Origin of the sequence: Bacillus sp. S/N-304-OC-R1, from assembly GCF_019749375.1 — a bacterium.
Lineage (GTDB): Bacteria > Bacillota > Bacilli > Bacillales > Cytobacillaceae > Cytobacillus.
Window position 1 is genome coordinate 1 of the sequence record NZ_JACWFE010000027.1, and the last position, 18,112, is coordinate 18,112.

Here is an 18,112-nt window from a genome sequence, read left to right on the forward strand (position 1 = left end):
AAGAATTATCCGGTATTAGCTCCGGTTTCCCGAAGTTATCCCAGTCTTACAGGCAGGTTGCCCACGTGTTACTCACCCGTCCGCCGCTAACCTTTGGGAGCAAGCTCCCTCAGATTCGCTCGACTTGCATGTATTAGGCACGCCGCCAGCGTTCGTCCTGAGCCAGGATCAAACTCTCCAATAAATTGTGAGTTGATTAGCTCATAAATGTCTTTTTTAAGTAAAAAGACTAAAACGTTGACGTTTTTGTTCGTTCAGTTTTCAAAGAACTATCTAGTCGCTCATAAGCGACTTTTTAATAATAACAGGTTTATTAAGCTGAGTCAACAACTTTTTTAATCCTTTTTAACCGCCGTATTAGCGGCAACGGATATAAATATACCACCTTAATTACTATTGCGCAATAGGTTTTTAGGTTTTTAATTAAGAAATTCAGAAGTGAAAATATTCATTTTATTCTTCCGCAATATTACTTAGTTTCATAATAAAAAAGCAAGGCACCTTTTATTGTGCCCTGCCTTAAACATTTTATTATTTGTGACGCATAAGAGGGAATAGTAGTACATCTCTGATAGACGGAGAATTGGTTAATAACATAACCAGACGGTCAATACCTATTCCTAATCCGCCTGTTGGAGGCATTCCATATTCTAATGCTTCGATGAAATCATCATCCATCATATGAGCTTCGTCATTGCCCTGCTCACGCTCTTTTAATTGTGCCTCAAAGCGTTCTCTTTGATCGATTGGATCATTCAATTCTGTAAATGCATTTGCATGCTCACGTGCAACAATAAATAACTCAAAACGATCTGTAAATCTAGGGTCTTGTTCATTTTTCTTAGCAAGTGGCGAAATTTCTACAGGATGTCCATAAATGAATGTCGGCTGGATCAGCTTTTCCTCGACCTTTTGCTCAAAGAATTCATTTACGACATGGCCATAAAGCATATGCTCCGTTACTTCAACCCCGTGTTCTTTCGCTAAAGCATGCGCTTCTTCTTTAGACATCTCTTTCCAGAAGTCAACACCAGTATATTCTTTAATTGCATCGACCATATGAAGTCGTTTCCACTCTGGCTTTAAATCCACTTCATATTCACCATATTGGATAGTGGTTGTTCCAAGTACTTCTTGTGCAATATGTGCAATTAGGTTTTCTGTTAAGCTCATAATATCCCGATAATCTGCGTAAGCTTCATATAGTTCAATCATCGTAAATTCAGGATTATGGCGTGTTGAAACTCCTTCATTTCGGAATACACGGCCAATTTCATATACCTTCTCTAATCCACCTACAATTAGCCGCTTTAAATGAAGCTCAATAGCGATTCTCATATAAAGCTCCATATCAAGTGCATTGTGGTGGGTGATAAACGGACGAGCTGATGCTCCCCCAGCAATGGAATGCATCATCGGGGTTTCAACTTCTAAATAGCCATGGCTATCTAAATAGCGGCGCATAGATTGAATAATACGGCTGCGAGTAATAAAAGTCTTTTTGCTTTCATCGCTCATAATTAAATCTAAGTAACGCTGACGATAGCGCTGCTCTACATCCTTTAAACCATGGAACTTATCCGGCAGCGGGCGCAGTGATTTAGTTAAAAGCTCAAACTCTTGTACTTTAATCGAAAGCTCGCCTACTTTTGTTTTAAAAAGAGTTCCGGATACTCCGACTAAGTCACCTAGATCAGCAGAATCAAAAATTTCATAACTTTCTTCTCCTACTGCATCTGTACGTACATAAATTTGAATTTGTCCTGTTAAGTCCTGAATATGGGCAAATCCAGCTTTTCCTTTACCGCGCTTCGTCATGATACGGCCAGCAATCGTTACAGATACATTCTTTTCCTCTAATTCTTCTTTCTCAAGCGCTCCATATTGATCAAGTAATTCCTCTGACTGGTGAGAGCGATCAAACCTCTTTCCAAATGGATCTAGCCCTTTTTCACGCAGGCTATTCATTTTTTCCCTTCTGACCATAAGCTGGTCATTTAATTCTTCATGATTTTGACTCACTTGTATCATCTCCAATTTGCAAATCTTTTTATGTAAAGCGGAAAACTGCGAAATAATGAAACCTTATACTTTTATTATTTTACACAAAGTAAGCAGCACACACATCAATAATGTTTATAAATAGAATAAAAACTGCCAGCTTGTACACTGGCAGTCCTCTCTGTATCAAAAGTATTATAGTTAAAGAAGCTAGTGATGTCAAACATTATCCAGCTTGAATTTGGCTTCTCTCTTTCTCTTCAGCCTCGATAACAAGCGCATTTAACAACGTCACAAGATCCTCTCTTGTTTCACAAGTATTAATAGCATTTCTTACTAATGCGTTGCCACGAACTCCTTTTAGATACCAGGCTGTATGCTTACGCATTTCACGAACTGCAATATGTTCATTCTTCAAGGCAATCAGTCGATCAAGGTGAAGGATACATACATCAATTTTCTCACGCACACTTGGCTCTTCCGTTAATTCTCCAGTCTCCAAGTATTTAACAGTACGATATATCATCCATGGATTACCCAGTGCAGCACGGCCGATCATAACCCCATCACAGCCAGTTTCTTCAAGCATGCGTTTTGCATCTTGAGGTGTTTCGACATCGCCATTTCCGATTAACGGAATGTTAATATTCTCTTTTACTTCGCGAATAATATCCCAGTTTGCCTTTCCTTCATACATTTGAACCCGTGTACGTCCATGAAGGGCAACCGCATTTCCGCCAGCACTTTCAACTGCTTGAGCATTGCGGACAGCATAAATATGATCCTCGTCCCAGCCCATACGCATTTTAACGGTAACTGGCTTTTCAACAGCGTTCGTTACTGCTGACACCATTTCATAAATTTTATCCGGGTCAAGAAGCCATTTTGCTCCAGCATCACATTTAGTGATTTTGGGAACAGGACAGCCCATATTGATATCAATAATATCCGCATTTGTATTCTTATCAACAAATTGAGCAGCTTCAATTAAGGTTTCCTTTTCGCCGCCAAAAATTTGCAGGCTTAGCGGTTTTTCACGTTCATCTATATAAAGCATGTTCATTGTTTTTTTGTTTTTGGAAACGATCCCTTTATCACTAATCATTTCAGCGCATACAAGTCCAGCGCCAAATTCTTTCACAGTGAGACGGAATGCTGAGTTACAAACTCCTGCCATAGGAGCAAGAACCACTCGATTTTTCAACTCAATATCTCCAATTTTGAACATATTCGAACCTCCTTATCAGAAAAGCGGAGAGTGCCTGCTTATCAGGCATATGCCCTCGAGCCTATCCTCGCTCGGAGCTAGACACTTATATATTTAATAAAACAGAATTACAATTATTCATTTTCCTCCGGCGGCGTCAAATCATCAATGGTAATATTTAGAATCGAAACAACCCGCATTAATAAATCTAGCGAAGGCATTCTGTTTCCCCTTTCAATCTCTCCTAAGATAGAGACCGAAACACCAAGCTCTTTAGCAAATCCTTCTTGAGTAAAGCCTTTTAATTTTCGAAAAGCGCGAATACGTCTTCCCCATTTTTCTGCTTCCATATTCGTACTCCCTCTCTATCAGGTATTTTCTCTATAACATCTTGAAGAGGAACTTCCATCGTCGGAAGCCTGATGCCGGACTGAATCTCTAGTAGAGGAATGATGACAAAAGCTCTTTCATGCATCCGAGGATGTGGAACAGTTAACTTCTCCGAAATAATATTTTCTTGATTATAGAGTAGAATGTCAAGGTCAATGGTTCGTGGCCCCCACCTAATATCCCTTTTTCTGCCAAGGTTTTTTTCTATATCAAGGCATGTATGAAGCAATTCTAAAGGGCTTAAGTACGTTTCTACTCGAATAACCATATTTAAAAACTGATCCTGATCCTCATAACCGACAGGATCAGTTTCATAGATCGATGAAGTTTCTGCTACTTTTATTTCTGGTATCGCTTCGATACTAGCAATAGCCTCTTTTAAGCTTTCAAGTCTGTCTCCAATATTAGAGCCTAAAGCTATATAAGCTTCATTTTTCATTATCCCCTGCTCCTTGTTATTTCAACTGCAACCGATTCATAATGGCCTGGTATTGGAGGGTCCGGCTTAACAACCCTTACCGTAACTTGGGAAATAGTCTTAAAACGGTTAAGCATTTCCCCGGCAATCTTTTCTGCTACCGCCTCAACTAGTTTAAAAGGCTTTCCCTCAACAATTTCCTTACATACTTGATACAGCTCTGCATAATTAATAGAGTCCTCAAGATGATCCGTTTGTCCTGCCTTTTTCAAGTCTGTTTCTACTGTCAAATCTACAAAAAAGCGCTGACCAAGGCGGGTTTCCTCTTGAAAAACACCATGATACCCATAAAAAGCCATCTTGTTTAAGGTGATTTTATCCATCTTCTAGTTCTCCCTCCCTAGAAGTGCGTCCATCATAACCGTCATTCTTTTCATTTCCTTTACATCATGAATTCGGATAATCTGACAGCCTTTTTGAATTCCGTAGCAAACTGTTGCCCCTGTACCTTCCATCCGCTCTTCAACCGGCAAATCAAGAACCGCGCCGATCATCGATTTTCGAGAAGTTCCTAGTAAAACAGGATAACCAATTGAAACAAGCTTATCTAAATTTCTCATCATTTCAAGGTTGAAGTCCAGGTCTTTAGCAAAGCCAATGCCGGGATCTAATATAATATTCTCATCCTTCACACCCGCATTTTTAACCAATGTAATGCTTTCATATAAATCATTGACCACGTCTCGATAAAAAACGGTGTAATCAAGATTCTTACGGTTATGCATCAAAATGATTGGCACCTGTAAATCGGCAGCCACTCTAGCCATTTCAGGGTCTGCCTTCGCTCCCCAAATATCATTAATAATATGTGCTCCTGCTTTGATCGCTTGACGAGCTACTCCAGCCTTATAAGTATCTATTGAGATTGGTACTTTCACTTGTTTAGAAATCGCCTCTATTACAGGTATGACTCTTTCAAGCTCCTCTTCTTCCGAGACAGCAGCAAAACCAGGCCGAGTTGATTCTCCGCCAATATCAATAATATCGGCCCCGTCTTCCACCATTTGAATGGCACGCTCTACCGCCACTTCTATATGATTAAACTTTCCTCCATCTGAAAACGAGTCAGGAGTCATATTTAAAATGCCCATAATCAATGTTTTCTTGCTGTAATCCAATGAATAAGGTCCACACTGTATTGTATGATTCAAAACAAAAACCTCCTTACAATAAATCTCTGCTCCATAAATTGACTGTATGCTGCTGATATAATCTTTGAAGCTTCCTTACCTTTTCTCCTTTAGCACCTGGCATTTGCTTTCCGTCAAATGAGGATATTGGCACCATTTCTTGAATAGAGTTCGAAACAAACATTTCTTCTGCCTGTATTGCTTCGTCCAAGGAGAAAAAACCTTCGTGAATATGCATTCCATTTTTTCTCGCAAGACTAATAATAAACTGTCTTGTAATCCCGTTTAAGATTCCTGTTTCAATCGCGGGGGTGAAAAGGGTACTTTCTTTAATCCAGAAAAGATTCGATACAACACCTTCAGCCAAGAATTCTTCCTTAGTAAGAAAAATCCCTTCACAATCAGGAGAATTCCCAATCTCTCTTTTTGCTAAAATATTATTTAAATAGTGATGAGATTTTAGCCTCTCATATCCTTCCGGTGTGTTGCGCTTTAACTTTAAAATAACTGCCTTTTTCTCCTGGAATGGATTTTGTGGGGGAAGAGGCTTGGCAAATATAATTAAATTCGGGTTTTCATATGCTTCAGTCTGCAATCCAATTTCACCAATCCCCGCTGAAACATTTAGCCGAAAATAGGCATCCTCTAGCTTATTCTCCTTCAAAAGAAGCCTTATAGCCTTTACAATCTCTTCTCTCGTGTATCGAACATCAATATTTAACACTTTTAATCCATTATTTAACCTATCTAGGTGGTCATCTAATAAAAAAGGGTGTCCGCCATACGTTCTAAATGTTTCAAACAAACCCATCCCATACAAAAAACCATGGTCAAATGGAGAAATGAGTGCATCTTCCTTTCCAACAAGCTTGCCATTCATATATAAATACATGCATTCTCCTCCTAGCTTCCGTAAGAGCGAATGAAATTTCTAAGCAAGTCCTTGCCAGCCACTGTCATAATAGACTCTGGATGAAACTGTACCCCTTCAATAGGCAGCTCCTTATGACGGACTGCCATTATTTCTCCCTCAGCAGTCCAAGCCGATACTTCCAAACAAGAAGGCAGAGTTTCCTTCTTCACGATCAAAGAATGATATCGCGTTGCCGGGAACGGGTTAGGCAAGCCTTGAAAAATGGTTTTTCCATCATGGTGTATATCAGATGTTTTTCCATGCATGAGCCTCTCTGCTTGAACAACATCGCCGCCAAATACTTGTGCAATAGATTGATGTCCAAGACAGACGCCAAATACAGGTATCTTACCGGCAAAAGCCTCGATAGCTTGCAAACTGATTCCTGCTTCATTAGGAGTGCATGGGCCTGGTGAAATCATTAGAAATTTTGGTTTTAGCTCCTCAATTTCTTCTATTGTGATCTCATCATTTCTTTTTACCACTAAATCTTCGCCTATTTCACCTAAGTACTGAACAAGGTTATACGTAAATGAATCATAATTATCAATCATCAGAATCATTTCTGAACACCCTCTTCCTGTTCGGCCATCTCCTTCGCTTTCCATAGCGCAATCGCCTTTTTCAATGATTCCTTATATTCATTCTTGGGATTTGAATCGATTACAATGCCTGCACCAGCTTGTACATGTGCTTTGCCTTCCTTCACAATCATCGTACGAATGATGATATTCAGCTCTGTGTCCCCGTTATAATTAATCCACCCTAGTGATCCTGTATATGGGCCTCTTGTAACAGGCTCTAGCTCTTCAATGATTTCCATTGTTCTAATTTTAGGTGCACCTGTAATCGTTCCACCAGGGAAGACAGCATCGATTAAATCAAAGCCATCCTTGTCTTCAGCAAGTTTCCCTCTTACATTGGAAACGATATGCATGACGTGTGAATACTTCTCAATGACCATAAATTCATTAACTTCCACAGAGCCGAACTCACATACTCGCCCTAAATCATTTCTTTCTAAATCAACAAGCATCACATGCTCTGCCCGCTCTTTTTCATTTTCAATTAATTCATTCGCAAGCTCAATGTCCTCTGCCTCATCTTTACCTCGTGAACGAGTGCCTGCAATCGGGCGTGTGCTTACCTCTTCATCCTTTTTCTTAATTAATAATTCAGGCGAGCCACTCACAAGCTGGTATTCAGGGGTATGGAAGTATCCCATATATGGAGAAGGATTTAATACTCTTAGCTGTTCATACACTTCAATTGCCTTTACTCGAATTGAGCGGCTTTGGCGAACTGAAAGGTTTACTTGAAATACATCACCTTTTGAAATGTAATCCTGTACCCTTTCAACGGCTTGAATAAATTCCTCTTCACTCATAGAAACTTCGAGCTGATCCTCAACATTTTGAAGATCGTCCTTCCTAATTGCAGGATATTCTGTTGTCCAAAGCCTTTCCCATTCTGCTGTCTTCTTATCTAGTACTTGGTTATCATCATTTTCTTCATACAAAAACATGATCCATAAAACATTATGTATCTTATCAAACACAAACCATTCTTTAAATGTTAGAAAGTGAATATCTGGAATAGCCAGATCGTCTAGGGCTACTTGTGGCAATTTTTCAATATAACGGCCATAATCATAGCTGATTAAGCCAATCGCACCACCTTGAAAGTCAGGCAGTTCCTTCACTTTATCCACTTCAAAATGGCTCATCCACTCTTGCAATAAGTGAAGCGGATTTCCTTCAAGTACTTGCTTTCCAGTTGTATCAATAATTTCTAATTTTGAATTCTTTCCTATAATTACATGATCAGGGTCAAAAGCAGCAATGCTATATCTGCCGCCTCTTCCACTTTCTAATATGACATGGTGCTGTTTCCCTTCAGCTAAATGTCGGTATTGCTTATAAAAAAGATCATACGAAAACGGGACTTTTTTTGCGTGTATTTTAAACTTCTTCACAGGGATTTCACCTCTACATACTATTCTTTTTCCATCATACATGAAGAAAGCTCAGATAAAAATAAAAAAAGCAACAGCTTAAAGCTAAGCTATTGCTTAATAGTTATTTATTCAGTTTCAAATTGATAAAGCGGTGTACTTAAATAACGCTCTCCGTTACTTGGAATGATCGCAAGTACCTTTTTGCCTTTTCCAAGCTCTTTTGCTACTTGTAAGGCTGCAAAAATAGCAGCTCCTGAAGAAATTCCCCCAAGAATTCCTTCTTCTTTAGCAGCACGGCGTGCATATTCAAATGCTTCATCATTTGTAACCTTAATAATTTCATCATAAATTTCTGTATTTAATACCTTCGGAACAAATCCTGCTCCAATTCCTTGAATTTTATGCGGGCCAGGCTTACCACCTGAAAGGACTGGTGAATCCGTTGGTTCAACTGCATAGATCTTAATATCATTATACTTCTCACGCAGTACGCTTCCAGCTCCTGTAATTGTTCCCCCAGTACCAATTCCGGAAATAAACGCATCTAGCCCATCGCTCATTTGTTCAACAATTTCTTTTCCTGTTGTACGGCGATGAATCTCTGGGTTAGATGGGTTCTCAAATTGCTGAGGCATAAAATAGCCATTTTCTTTAGCCAGTTCCTCTGCTTTACGAATGGCTCCACCCATACCTTCTGGCCCTGGTGTCAACACTAATTCTGCACCATATGCACGGAGAAGATTTCGTCGCTCCATACTCATGGTTTCAGGCATAACTAGAATTGCTTTGTAGCCTTTTGCCGCCGCAATCATCGCAAGACCGATTCCAGTATTTCCGCTCGTAGGCTCAATAATCGTTGATCCTTCCTTTAAAGCGCCACTTTCTTCAGCAGCCTCAATCATTGCTAAAGCAATCCGATCCTTAACACTGCTTCCCGGATTCATATATTCTAATTTTAAATATACATCTGCACTATTTTCATCTACCATTCGATTAAGCTTAACAATTGGTGTTTGACCTACTAGTTCTGCAACTGAATTTGCTACACGAGGCATTTTCCCCACTCCTTAATCCGAGTATTTATATTGGTTTAATTAAAATTTAATACTTATAGGCAATAATGTCAAATGATTTCAACTGAAAAAGTATGATTTTTACAAAAGTTCATACTTTCGCCTAATCTCCCTTTAAACTATCCACTTTGGACAAAAACATACACCCTGTGATTAATGAAAAAAAGATGACTCGCTTAAAAAGGAGTCACCCTGAATAAATTCTAATGCGCTTCCGTCTTTCCGTAAAACCAATCCACATGTATTTCATTCCAAAGCGGCTGGGCGGAAACAGGCGTATCCATTTGCTCCAATGCAATTTGCCTGCGGATCTGATCCTTAACCTCTTTATAAGAGTAATCTTTCCCTTTTACATGCTCATGAAGCATCACTATTGCATAGCCCTCATCAATTTTAATCGCCTTGCTCCACTTACCTGGCTTCAGATTTTTAATCTCATCCATAAATGACTTGGAATAACGTTCATTTTCTTCGCTGACGTAACCTGCGTCTCCGCCAATGTTGGCTGTGAATTCATCGATTGAGCGTTCCATTGCCAAGACAGAAAAACTAGAACCCTGATTCAACTCTTTTATTGTTTGTTCAGTTTCTTTTTTTGTTTTAACGATAATCTGAGAAATATGATAGGAATCAGGCAACTGAAATTGGCTTTTATTTTGCTCATAATAATTTTTAATATCTTTTTCAGGTATCTTTGCATCCTTGGTTAACAGCTCCTCCAGCATGAGGCTGCTTTTAATCTGCTGTTTCCATTTATCTTCATCAGATGCTTGATAACCTCCTGAAGAGCCATACATTGTTTTGAACATGAGAAGCTCACGTTCCACTGCCTTATCTGAAACTTTCACTCCGTACTTTTTACCAGCTGATTCTATCACTTTTTGGTCAATTAGTTCTTTTAATACTTCTTTTCCATACCGTGACTCCATTTCATTCAGCCAGTCTTGACGAGTAATTTTCTCTTTTCCGATAGTTGCCACTGTTTCATTTTGTCCTGGACTTCCTTTTATTAGAAAAATGGCAATGGTTAAGACATTTAATAATATCAGTCCCAGGATGATAAGCTTAAGTCTCTCCTTTTTCAGCCTCTCCTTCTTCAACTCTTTCTCCTCCAAAAGCCATTTACTCTGCTGCTTGTTTTAATTCCTCTAATTCTTCCTTTGTATAAAGGTACTTTTCATTACAGAAATGGCATTGTGCCTCTGCTTTTCCTTCTTCGTCTATCATTTCTTGTATTTCATGAGCCCCTAAGCTAGTAATCACATTTCCAAATCTCTCTTTAGAGCATGTGCAAGTAAAAGAAACGGGCTGTTTCTCTAAAATTTTCAAATTGTCTTTTCCTAAAAGCTCGATTAATAATTCCTCCGGAGTAAGACCTTGTTCAATAAGTTTAGATACCGGCGGAATTTTATTAAGACGTTCTTCAATTTGGCTGATTGTTTCTTCTTCCGTTCCAGGCATGAGCTGCAGAATAAATCCTCCTGCTGCCAAGATCGTGTTATCAGGATTCACAAGAACCCCTACTCCAACAGAAGAAGGCGTTTGTTCTGAAGTAACAAAGTAGTACGTAAAATCTTCCCCTAATTCTCCAGAAACAATCGGAACCTGCCCTGAGAAATGCTCTCTCATTCCGATATCTTTGATGACAGTAAGAGTCCCTGTAGTACCTACCGCACGCCGTACATCCAGCTTGCCTTGTTCATTTAAATCAAAGTGGGTTTGAGGATGTGTCACATAGCCGCGTACCTCTCCCTTTGAATTACTATCTACTAATATCGGGCCGATTGGGCCTCCGCCCTCGATCTTAATTGTGATCTTTTCTTCGCCTTTAAGCATGGCCCCCATCATTACACCTGCTGTCATGGATCTTCCAAGTGCTGCTGATGCTGTCGGCCAAGTTTGATGTCTTTTTTGAGCCTCGCCAACTGTCTCAGTTGTACGAGCAGCATATGCACGAACTTGTCCATTAAATGCCAGTGCCTTAACTAAATAATCACCCATGTTAAATCTCCTTTCTTATGCTCTTCCCAGCTGTTCTATTTTGCAGTTTCCATGTTTCGCTTATAAATTAACTGCAGTCCTTTTAAAGTTAAAAATGGATCAACAATATCAATAACCGTTGACTCTTTTGAAATTAATCCTGCTAGCCCGCCTGTAGCAATGACCGTCGGGTCCTCTTTTGCCTGTTCTTTCATCCTTTTTACAATTCCCTCTACTTGGCCAACATAACCAAATAAAATGCCCGCCTGCATAGCAGAAACGGTATTCTTTCCGATAATTCCTTCTGGACGGGCAATTTCAATTCTTGGAAGCTTGGCTGCTCTTGAATAAAGCGCCTCTGTTGAGATGCCAATCCCAGGAGCAATAGCACCTCCCATGTATTGTTTATTCTCATTAACATAACAATAGGTTGTAGCCGTACCAAAATCGACAATGATTAGTGGACTGCCGTAATCATGTATAGCAGCAACCGCATTCACAATACGGTCCGCCCCAACCTCTCTTGGATTTTCGTATTTTATATTTAAGCCTGTTTTAATACCAGGTCCAACGATTAATGGTTTAATGTTAAAATACTTGTCACACATGCGCTCAAGTGCTGTCATAATAGGCGGAACAACAGAAGATATAATAATGCCATTAATATCATTAAAAGAAAGCTGTACATGTTCAAATAAAGATTTAATGACAATTCCATATTCATCTTCCGTTTTGTGCCGGTTTGTCTCAATTCGCCAATGGTACTTTAGCTCATCTCCATCATATACACCAAGCACCATATTTGTGTTCCCTATATCAAAAACAAATATCATTATATTCACCACTTTATTCTTTAAGTTTTGTTAGTTAAAACCATCAGCTTTTTCACTGAAAACATCATAACATAACTTGAAAGGAATCGTATAATCAGAAACAAAAAAGCGCTCAAAATGAGCGCTTTTCTCGTTACTCTTTTTTATCTTCTCCGATAGCAGGCGGATTTTCCATTTCTGCTGGAGTTGTATTTTCTCTAGCTTCAGGAATCTCACTTGTACCAGTATTGACTTCCTTGTTGATGTTAATATTTACTTTAACATCTGTTGTAGAGGCGTCATCTGCCTTAACAGTACGATCCGGTAATGTACCTTTTTCCATTAAATGCTTAATTTGCTCTGCATCAAGAGTTTCAACGTCAAGAAGAGTATTGGCAATTAAATCAAGCTTTTTACGGTTTTCTGTAAGAACCTTTTTCGCCTTTTCATAGCATTCTTTAATAATACGTTGAATTTCTAAATCAATCTCGTATGCAATCGCATCAGAGTAGTTTTGATCGTTATTGAAATCTCTGCCTAAGAACACTTGACCGCCTTGAGATTGGCCAAATTGTAATGGACCAAGCTTGTCACTCATACCAAATTCAGTAACCATTCTGCGTGCGATGCCTGTTGCGCGCTGGAAGTCGTTATGTGCTCCAGTACTTACTTCACCGAAGACAATTTCTTCAGCTACACGACCGCCAAGCAATCCAACAATTTTATCAAGAAGCTCAGGCTTTGTCATAAAGAAGCGGTCTTCTTTCGGTAACATTACCGCATATCCTCCAGCCTGGCCGCGAGGAACGATCGTAACTTTATGAACCATTTCAGCATCTTCAAGAACAACACCGATTACAGTATGACCTGCTTCATGGAAAGCAACAATATTTCTTTCCTTTTTGGAAATGACTCTGCTTTTCTTAGCTGGACCAGCAATAACACGGTCCGTAGCTTCATCAATATCCGTCATATCTATCTTTTTCTTATCTTGACGAGCAGCTACTAGAGCAGCTTCGTTTAATAGGTTTTCTAAGTCTGCACCTGAGAATCCAGGTGTACGCTGTGCAATAGCTTTCAAATTAACTGTGTCATCTAAAGGTTTATTCCTTGCGTGAACCTTAAGAACAGCTTCCCTTCCTTTTACATCTGGACGGTCAACCGTGATTTGACGGTCAAAGCGTCCTGGACGCAGTAAGGCAGGGTCTAAAATGTCTGGACGGTTTGTCGCAGCAACGATAATTATTCCTTCATTCGCACCGAATCCATCCATTTCAACAAGCAATTGGTTTAGCGTTTGTTCACGTTCATCATGACCGCCGCCAAGTCCAGCGCCACGCTGGCGTCCAACTGCGTCAATTTCATCAATGAAGATAATACATGGTGCATTCTTTTTCGCGTTTTCAAATAAATCACGAACACGGGAAGCACCTACCCCGACAAACATTTCAACGAAGTCTGAACCACTGATGGAGAAGAACGGTACTCCAGCTTCACCCGCTACAGCACGAGCAAGCAATGTTTTACCCGTTCCAGGAGGTCCCACAAGCAGAACTCCTTTAGGAATTCTGGCCCCTAGTTCAGAGAACTTTCTAGGATCCTTTAAGAATTCCACTACTTCAACAAGTTCCTGTTTCTCCTCATCTGCACCCGCTACATCTTTAAAACGGACTTTCTTCTTACTTTCATCGTAAAGCTTTGCTTTACTTTTACCAAAATTCATTACACGGCTTCCACCGCCCTGTGCTTGGTTCAGCAGGAAGAAGAATAAAATGAAGATGATGATAAAAGGAATAATGGAAGTAAAGAAAGTAACCCAACCACTTGTTTCCTTAGCTGGCTGAAAATCTACTTTTGATTTTTGAGCTAGCGTATCAATTCGGTCAAGTATACTATCACTATTCACAACATAAGTAAGGAAATACTGGTTTTTATCATACCCTTCAAGCTGGCCGCGTACTTCAAACACGCCTCTTTCAGGCTGCATTGAAATAGACTTAATATCGCCGCTCTCCAAATGGCTTACAAATTCATCATAAGATATTTGTTTAGTCGGTTCATTGTTGCCGTTAAAAAAGCTAACAACACCGATAATAACTAAAAATATTAATAAATAAAAGATGGTGTTCCGGAAGATCCGATTCATCCCTTACCTCCTCCCACGGTTAACAAACTATAATGTATAGTAGCATAGTGAATTGTGACAATACAAGGATTTACACTTTTCAACACTGGGATTATTCTGGCTGTAAAAAAGGCTTATTAAAAATAATGAACTTACTTATTAATATTAATTGTTGTTGCTATAAATTTCTGGTTTAAGAACTCCGATATATGGTAAATTACGGTATTTCTCAGCATAATCTAATCCATAGCCTACAACAAATTCATCAGGAACAATGAATCCTACATAATCAGCCTTTAGATCTACTTTTCGACCTGTTGGCTTATCAAGTAATGTAACAATTTTAATGGACTTTGCCTTACGATAACGGAATAAATCAACCAAGTAGCTTAAAGTCAGACCGCTGTCGATAATATCTTCAATAATTAGAATGTCCCGACCCTCAACTGATGTATCCAAATCTTTAACAATTTTAACTTCACCTGAAGAAACTGTAGAGTTTCCATAGCTAGAAACATCCATGAAGTCCATTTCTAGATAAGTATCCATATGCTTTAGCAGGTCTGCCATAAAAGGCATAGCCCCTTTTAAAATCCCGATAGCAAGTGGAAAACGGTCTTTATATTCCTCTGTTAGCTCTGCTGCAAGTGCTTTTGTTTTTGTCAGGATTTCTTCTTCCGATATTAGTACCTTTTCAATATCATTTTTCATCTTTCGTGTGCCCCCTAGAAGATCATTGCTCGTTATTAAGTGGTGATTTCATTTCAGTTGTAAGCTGTAGCCTGCTTTTCTTGTCGCTGCTTATAAAATTAATTCTCCAAATAAGTTAAACAAATATAACTTGAATTTGAACCTTGCTCCAATGAATATTTGGACTCCTTTATCCCGGGTATCCATAGGATCTCACCTTTGCTATCGGTTACAATCGGCCAAATATTCCGCTCTGGCAGCGGTACCTTTTTATCAATAAAAATGTCTTTTATTTTCTTAGACCCTTCCATCCCTTTTAATGTCATACGGTCTCCATTTTCTCTTGTTCGAATAATGAGCGGAAGAGAAATTGTCTGATGATCTAAAAGAAGGTTTTTTGTATGAGAGCCTTCATTAAGATTATTTGCATAAGCAAATAATATAGAACTGCCGTTTGGCAGCTTAACCTCTCCGGGTTCCGCTATTTCAAAACGATAGGATTGTACTGAATTAGTACGAAATAGAAAATGGCATTTTTCGTATGAACGTACAATATTCAAACCGCTTGGGAAATGAAGGGTTCCAGACGGGTGAGGACTGCTCATTAATGAAAAAACATTTTCAATATGTATTGCAGATAAAGATGCAGGTTTATTCTTATAAAGATAGTTTAATATTAGTTGAATACCTCTCCTTTGTAAAGGTATTGGCATAGCTTGAAAATCCATTATATTCACGATTATTTCCTGTTCAGTTTTCTTTTCCATTACTTTATTCATTTTTTGGACAGTTAATTCCTGCAAAAATGCCTCATCACTTTGAATTTCTTCACTAAACCGCTGAAAATGCTCATGAACCTGGGGATTTTCCTTCCTTAAAAAAGGCATAATTTCTTTACGAAAACGATTTCGGCTGTATATATCTTTTTCATTGCTTGGATCTCTCCGAGGATTTAAATCATGCTCGGAACAATAATTTTCTATTTGCTCTCTATTTAGACACAAAAAAGGGCGGAGGATTTGTCCCTTACCGAAGGGCCTCATAAAGACTATTCCAGCCCTAGCATCCCCCGAACTCCCTCTCGTTAGCCGCATTAGAATCGTTTCAACCTGGTCATCTCCATGATGTCCTAAAACAAGATAATCGGCTTCAAATCTTTCCATCATTTTTTCGAAAAAACGGTATCTGCATTCTCTTGCTGCAATTTGTGAACTCTTTCCTGTTGCTTCTATGTATTCAGGAACATTGATCTGTTCCATTTCGAACGGAATTCCTTTTGTCCTGCAAAATTCCTGAACGAATGTTGCATCCGCTAAAGATTCTTCTCCTCTAAACATATGGTCCACGTGAGCTGCTACCATAAAAAGGTTTAATTGCTGTCTTCTGCTCCAAAAATAGTGAAGAAGAGCCAGTGAATCAGGCCCTCCCGAAACACCTATCAATAGCCGTTTATTTTCTAACTTCATATTTTTACGCTGAAGAAAAGCTCTTACTTTTGCATCTAGCATATGCTTCTTCCTTATCATTAAATTTACAACTTGATGTCCTTAATATACTTAAAGCATACCATTTTTATTGCATCTCTTTCAAAAAGAATCAATGCCGCTAGACTAATTGACCGTATATATAAATAACATAAAGAAGAGAAATAATCAGAAAAATTAAGATTGTTTCTAAAACCCCTCCCCTTTTTTTCTTTTTTAAATAGGATTGCCGGCTCACGTTAATATTATTTTTTACTACCTTTGTTTGCCCTCTTTTTTGCGCAGTTTTGTTTTTTTGAGGCTGAGGCTTTGGCTGCTGGGTCTGATTCTGATTCTGATTCTGTTGCAGCATATAACTTCTCATTTCCTCTGCAGATGTAAACTTCCCTTGTAAAGCGTGTAAAATAAGTCCTTCAAATTTTAATAACTCCTTCTTTTGCCTGATCATAGATATGAGCTGCTTCAAATCTCCTGAAGTTTTGTGAAACCTTTTCGGGTAGGCAATATTAATAAGAATCATACCCACGGCAAAAAGGTCATAAGCGGGATCCGCCTTTCTAGTACCAAGCCCCCAATATCCCCGATCAAAAAACTCCGTGAATTCCTTAATAGCGCGTCCTTGTAACGTCGTACCGCCAACATCAATACAGCGAATCCGAGGCGGAGGCCCTGTCACAATTAGATTTTCAGGCTTTAAGTCTCCAAATACCCAGCCGCTTTCATGAAGCTTATGTAAATCACTAAGGAGCTGAAGAATAACGACTTCTATCCATGCTGAGCCCTTCTGCTCAATAAATGTTAAAAGGTTAGGTCCTTCAATATATTCCATAACATAAAAAGGGATTTGTCTGCCTTTGTTTATCCAATCATCAACGTCAAGCAAAGAAGGCCCAAGGGCAGAGCCTGGGACCTTAGCAAAAGATTTTAATACATTTACTTCAGATGTTATGGACATTCCATTATCGCTCAATTTCAACGCAACCTTTTGACTGCCTGATTGAGCCAAATACACAATACCATTTGCTCCAAACCCTAGCTCCTTTATAATGGTATAGCGATTATGATGCCATTTTCCTTCAATGACTGTACCAGGATAAAAATTAAACTGACTCTTCAAAGAATGATTCATCATCACGGGAAAGCAGACTCCTTAATGAGCGTTTTTTCTTAAAATAGGTTAGTGCTTCACGTATGGCTGGTCCTGTCGGGGTAATGCCGCCTGTTGTTAATTTCCCAAATATACTAGTTAACGCTCCTAGATTCGGCGACCAATCCAGCAGCTTTTCTACTTCATTCTTTTTCCCTGGAAATACAAAAACAGAAAAGCGATTTTCTCCTGAACGCGCATTTAAGCTTAATGACAAATCGAGCAGCGCTTCCTTTACGGTTGGGAGCTTATGTGTCATGCTTGCGCTCGTATCGACTAATACAAGTACTTCTAGCTCTACTGTTTCTCCGAGCTCATCAACAACCTCCATGACCTCGCCTCTTTGGTCGGGAGGAAGATCTTCAACTGTTTTGGCTCCCCCTAGAATTTGCTGTAACTCACGATTCACAACCCCCTGTAGAGTCTGTGTCATCGCTTTTCTTGTTACCATTTGAACAGTATGGGAAAGCTGCTTGGCATAGACAACCTGGCTGATCCCTCCCCCTGACATAGCGATTCCTTCAATTTCATTCATACTTTTTTCATCTATAACATCTTTTTCCATGACTCCAATGACATTTACAGTAATCCCCTGCTCCTTGGCTAAGGCAGCCATAGCCATAGGATCCTCACCTTGATTAGAGCAGCCATCTGTTATTAATAGTATTTGCTTTAACGTGCCTGTTTTCATAAAGCTCCCCTCCATTTTTATAAATTTATCTACA

At 39.2% G+C, this 18,112-nt stretch carries 18 protein-coding genes and 1 rRNA gene; all 19 read right to left on the reverse strand.

From position 1 onward, the window contains the following. Positions 1-184: ribosomal RNA gene (locus tag H0173_RS21365) — 16S ribosomal RNA — on the reverse strand; the annotation flags it as partial. Positions 185-531: 347 nt separating this feature from the next. Then, positions 532-2,031 carry a lysine--tRNA ligase gene (lysS, locus tag H0173_RS21370; protein ID WP_221848865.1) on the reverse strand — a complete coding sequence of 500 codons (1,500 nt, stop codon included), beginning with the start codon at positions 2,029-2,031 and terminating at the stop codon, positions 532-534. Positions 2,032-2,227: 196 nt separating this feature from the next. Continuing rightward, complete coding sequence (gene dusB / locus H0173_RS21375) at positions 2,228-3,229, reverse strand: tRNA dihydrouridine synthase DusB (protein WP_221848815.1); 1,002 nt, start codon at positions 3,227-3,229, stop codon at positions 2,228-2,230. Between the two features lie 113 nt (positions 3,230-3,342). Then, positions 3,343-3,558 carry a helix-turn-helix domain-containing protein gene (locus H0173_RS21380; protein ID WP_221848816.1) on the reverse strand — a complete coding sequence of 72 codons (216 nt, stop codon included), beginning with the start codon at positions 3,556-3,558 and terminating at the stop codon, positions 3,343-3,345. Then, positions 3,510-4,037, reverse strand: coding sequence for a 2-amino-4-hydroxy-6-hydroxymethyldihydropteridine diphosphokinase (gene folK / locus H0173_RS21385; protein WP_221848817.1), 528 nt, complete (start codon positions 4,035-4,037; stop codon positions 3,510-3,512). Before folK ends, H0173_RS21380 begins: the two co-directional genes overlap by 49 nt. Next, positions 4,037-4,399: a dihydroneopterin aldolase gene (folB, locus tag H0173_RS21390; RefSeq protein WP_221848818.1), complete on the reverse strand. Its 363-nt coding sequence runs from the start codon at positions 4,397-4,399 to the stop codon at positions 4,037-4,039. The genes folK and folB overlap by 1 nt, the downstream gene beginning before the upstream one ends. 3 nt (positions 4,400-4,402) lie before the next feature. Next, entirely contained in the window at positions 4,403-5,167 is a 765-nt protein-coding gene (folP, locus tag H0173_RS21395) for a dihydropteroate synthase (protein ID WP_221848866.1), read from the reverse strand. 73 nt (positions 5,168-5,240) lie between these two features. After that, positions 5,241-6,098, reverse strand: a complete 858-nt coding sequence (gene pabC, locus H0173_RS21400) for an aminodeoxychorismate lyase (protein WP_221848819.1) — start codon at positions 6,096-6,098, stop codon at positions 5,241-5,243. Positions 6,099-6,109: 11 nt separating this feature from the next. After that, positions 6,110-6,682 carry an aminodeoxychorismate/anthranilate synthase component II gene (gene pabA / locus H0173_RS21405; protein ID WP_221848820.1) on the reverse strand — a complete coding sequence of 191 codons (573 nt, stop codon included), beginning with the start codon at positions 6,680-6,682 and terminating at the stop codon, positions 6,110-6,112. Continuing rightward, positions 6,679-8,094 (reverse strand): anthranilate synthase component I family protein, encoded by a 1,416-nt coding sequence (locus H0173_RS21410; protein WP_221848821.1) that lies wholly within the window; start codon positions 8,092-8,094, stop codon positions 6,679-6,681. Before H0173_RS21410 ends, pabA begins: the two co-directional genes overlap by 4 nt. 107 nt (positions 8,095-8,201) lie before the next feature. Then, positions 8,202-9,131 (reverse strand): cysteine synthase A, encoded by a 930-nt coding sequence (gene cysK / locus H0173_RS21415; RefSeq protein WP_221848822.1) that lies wholly within the window; start codon positions 9,129-9,131, stop codon positions 8,202-8,204. Between the two features lie 221 nt (positions 9,132-9,352). Beyond that, positions 9,353-10,249, reverse strand: a complete 897-nt coding sequence (locus H0173_RS21420) for a peptidyl-prolyl cis-trans isomerase (RefSeq protein ID WP_313770683.1) — start codon at positions 10,247-10,249, stop codon at positions 9,353-9,355. A 22-nt stretch (positions 10,250-10,271) separates the two neighbouring features. Further along, positions 10,272-11,150: an Hsp33 family molecular chaperone HslO gene (gene hslO / locus H0173_RS21425; RefSeq protein ID WP_221848823.1), complete on the reverse strand. Its 879-nt coding sequence runs from the start codon at positions 11,148-11,150 to the stop codon at positions 10,272-10,274. A 35-nt stretch (positions 11,151-11,185) separates the two neighbouring features. After that, positions 11,186-11,962: a type III pantothenate kinase gene (locus tag H0173_RS21430; protein ID WP_221848824.1), complete on the reverse strand. Its 777-nt coding sequence runs from the start codon at positions 11,960-11,962 to the stop codon at positions 11,186-11,188. A 133-nt stretch (positions 11,963-12,095) separates the two neighbouring features. Further along, on the reverse strand, positions 12,096-14,087 hold the full coding sequence (gene ftsH, locus H0173_RS21435; RefSeq protein WP_221848825.1) for an ATP-dependent zinc metalloprotease FtsH: 1,992 nt from the start codon (positions 14,085-14,087) through the stop codon (positions 12,096-12,098). Between the two features lie 144 nt (positions 14,088-14,231). Beyond that, a complete protein-coding gene (gene hpt / locus H0173_RS21440) occupies positions 14,232-14,777 on the reverse strand; it encodes a hypoxanthine phosphoribosyltransferase (RefSeq protein WP_221848826.1) in 546 nt (181 codons plus the stop codon). 98 nt (positions 14,778-14,875) lie between these two features. Next, positions 14,876-16,264 carry a tRNA lysidine(34) synthetase TilS gene (tilS, locus tag H0173_RS21445; RefSeq protein WP_221848827.1) on the reverse strand — a complete coding sequence of 463 codons (1,389 nt, stop codon included), beginning with the start codon at positions 16,262-16,264 and terminating at the stop codon, positions 14,876-14,878. Positions 16,265-16,361: 97 nt separating this feature from the next. Continuing rightward, positions 16,362-17,372 carry a serine/threonine protein kinase gene (locus H0173_RS21450; protein WP_221848828.1) on the reverse strand — a complete coding sequence of 337 codons (1,011 nt, stop codon included), beginning with the start codon at positions 17,370-17,372 and terminating at the stop codon, positions 16,362-16,364. Beyond that, the gene (locus tag H0173_RS21455) at positions 17,341-18,093 is read right to left on the reverse strand and encodes a vWA domain-containing protein (RefSeq protein ID WP_221848829.1); all 753 of its coding nucleotides are present in this window, start codon (positions 18,091-18,093) and stop codon (positions 17,341-17,343) included. The genes H0173_RS21450 and H0173_RS21455 overlap by 32 nt, the downstream gene beginning before the upstream one ends. Between the last annotated feature and the right edge of the window lie 19 nt (positions 18,094-18,112).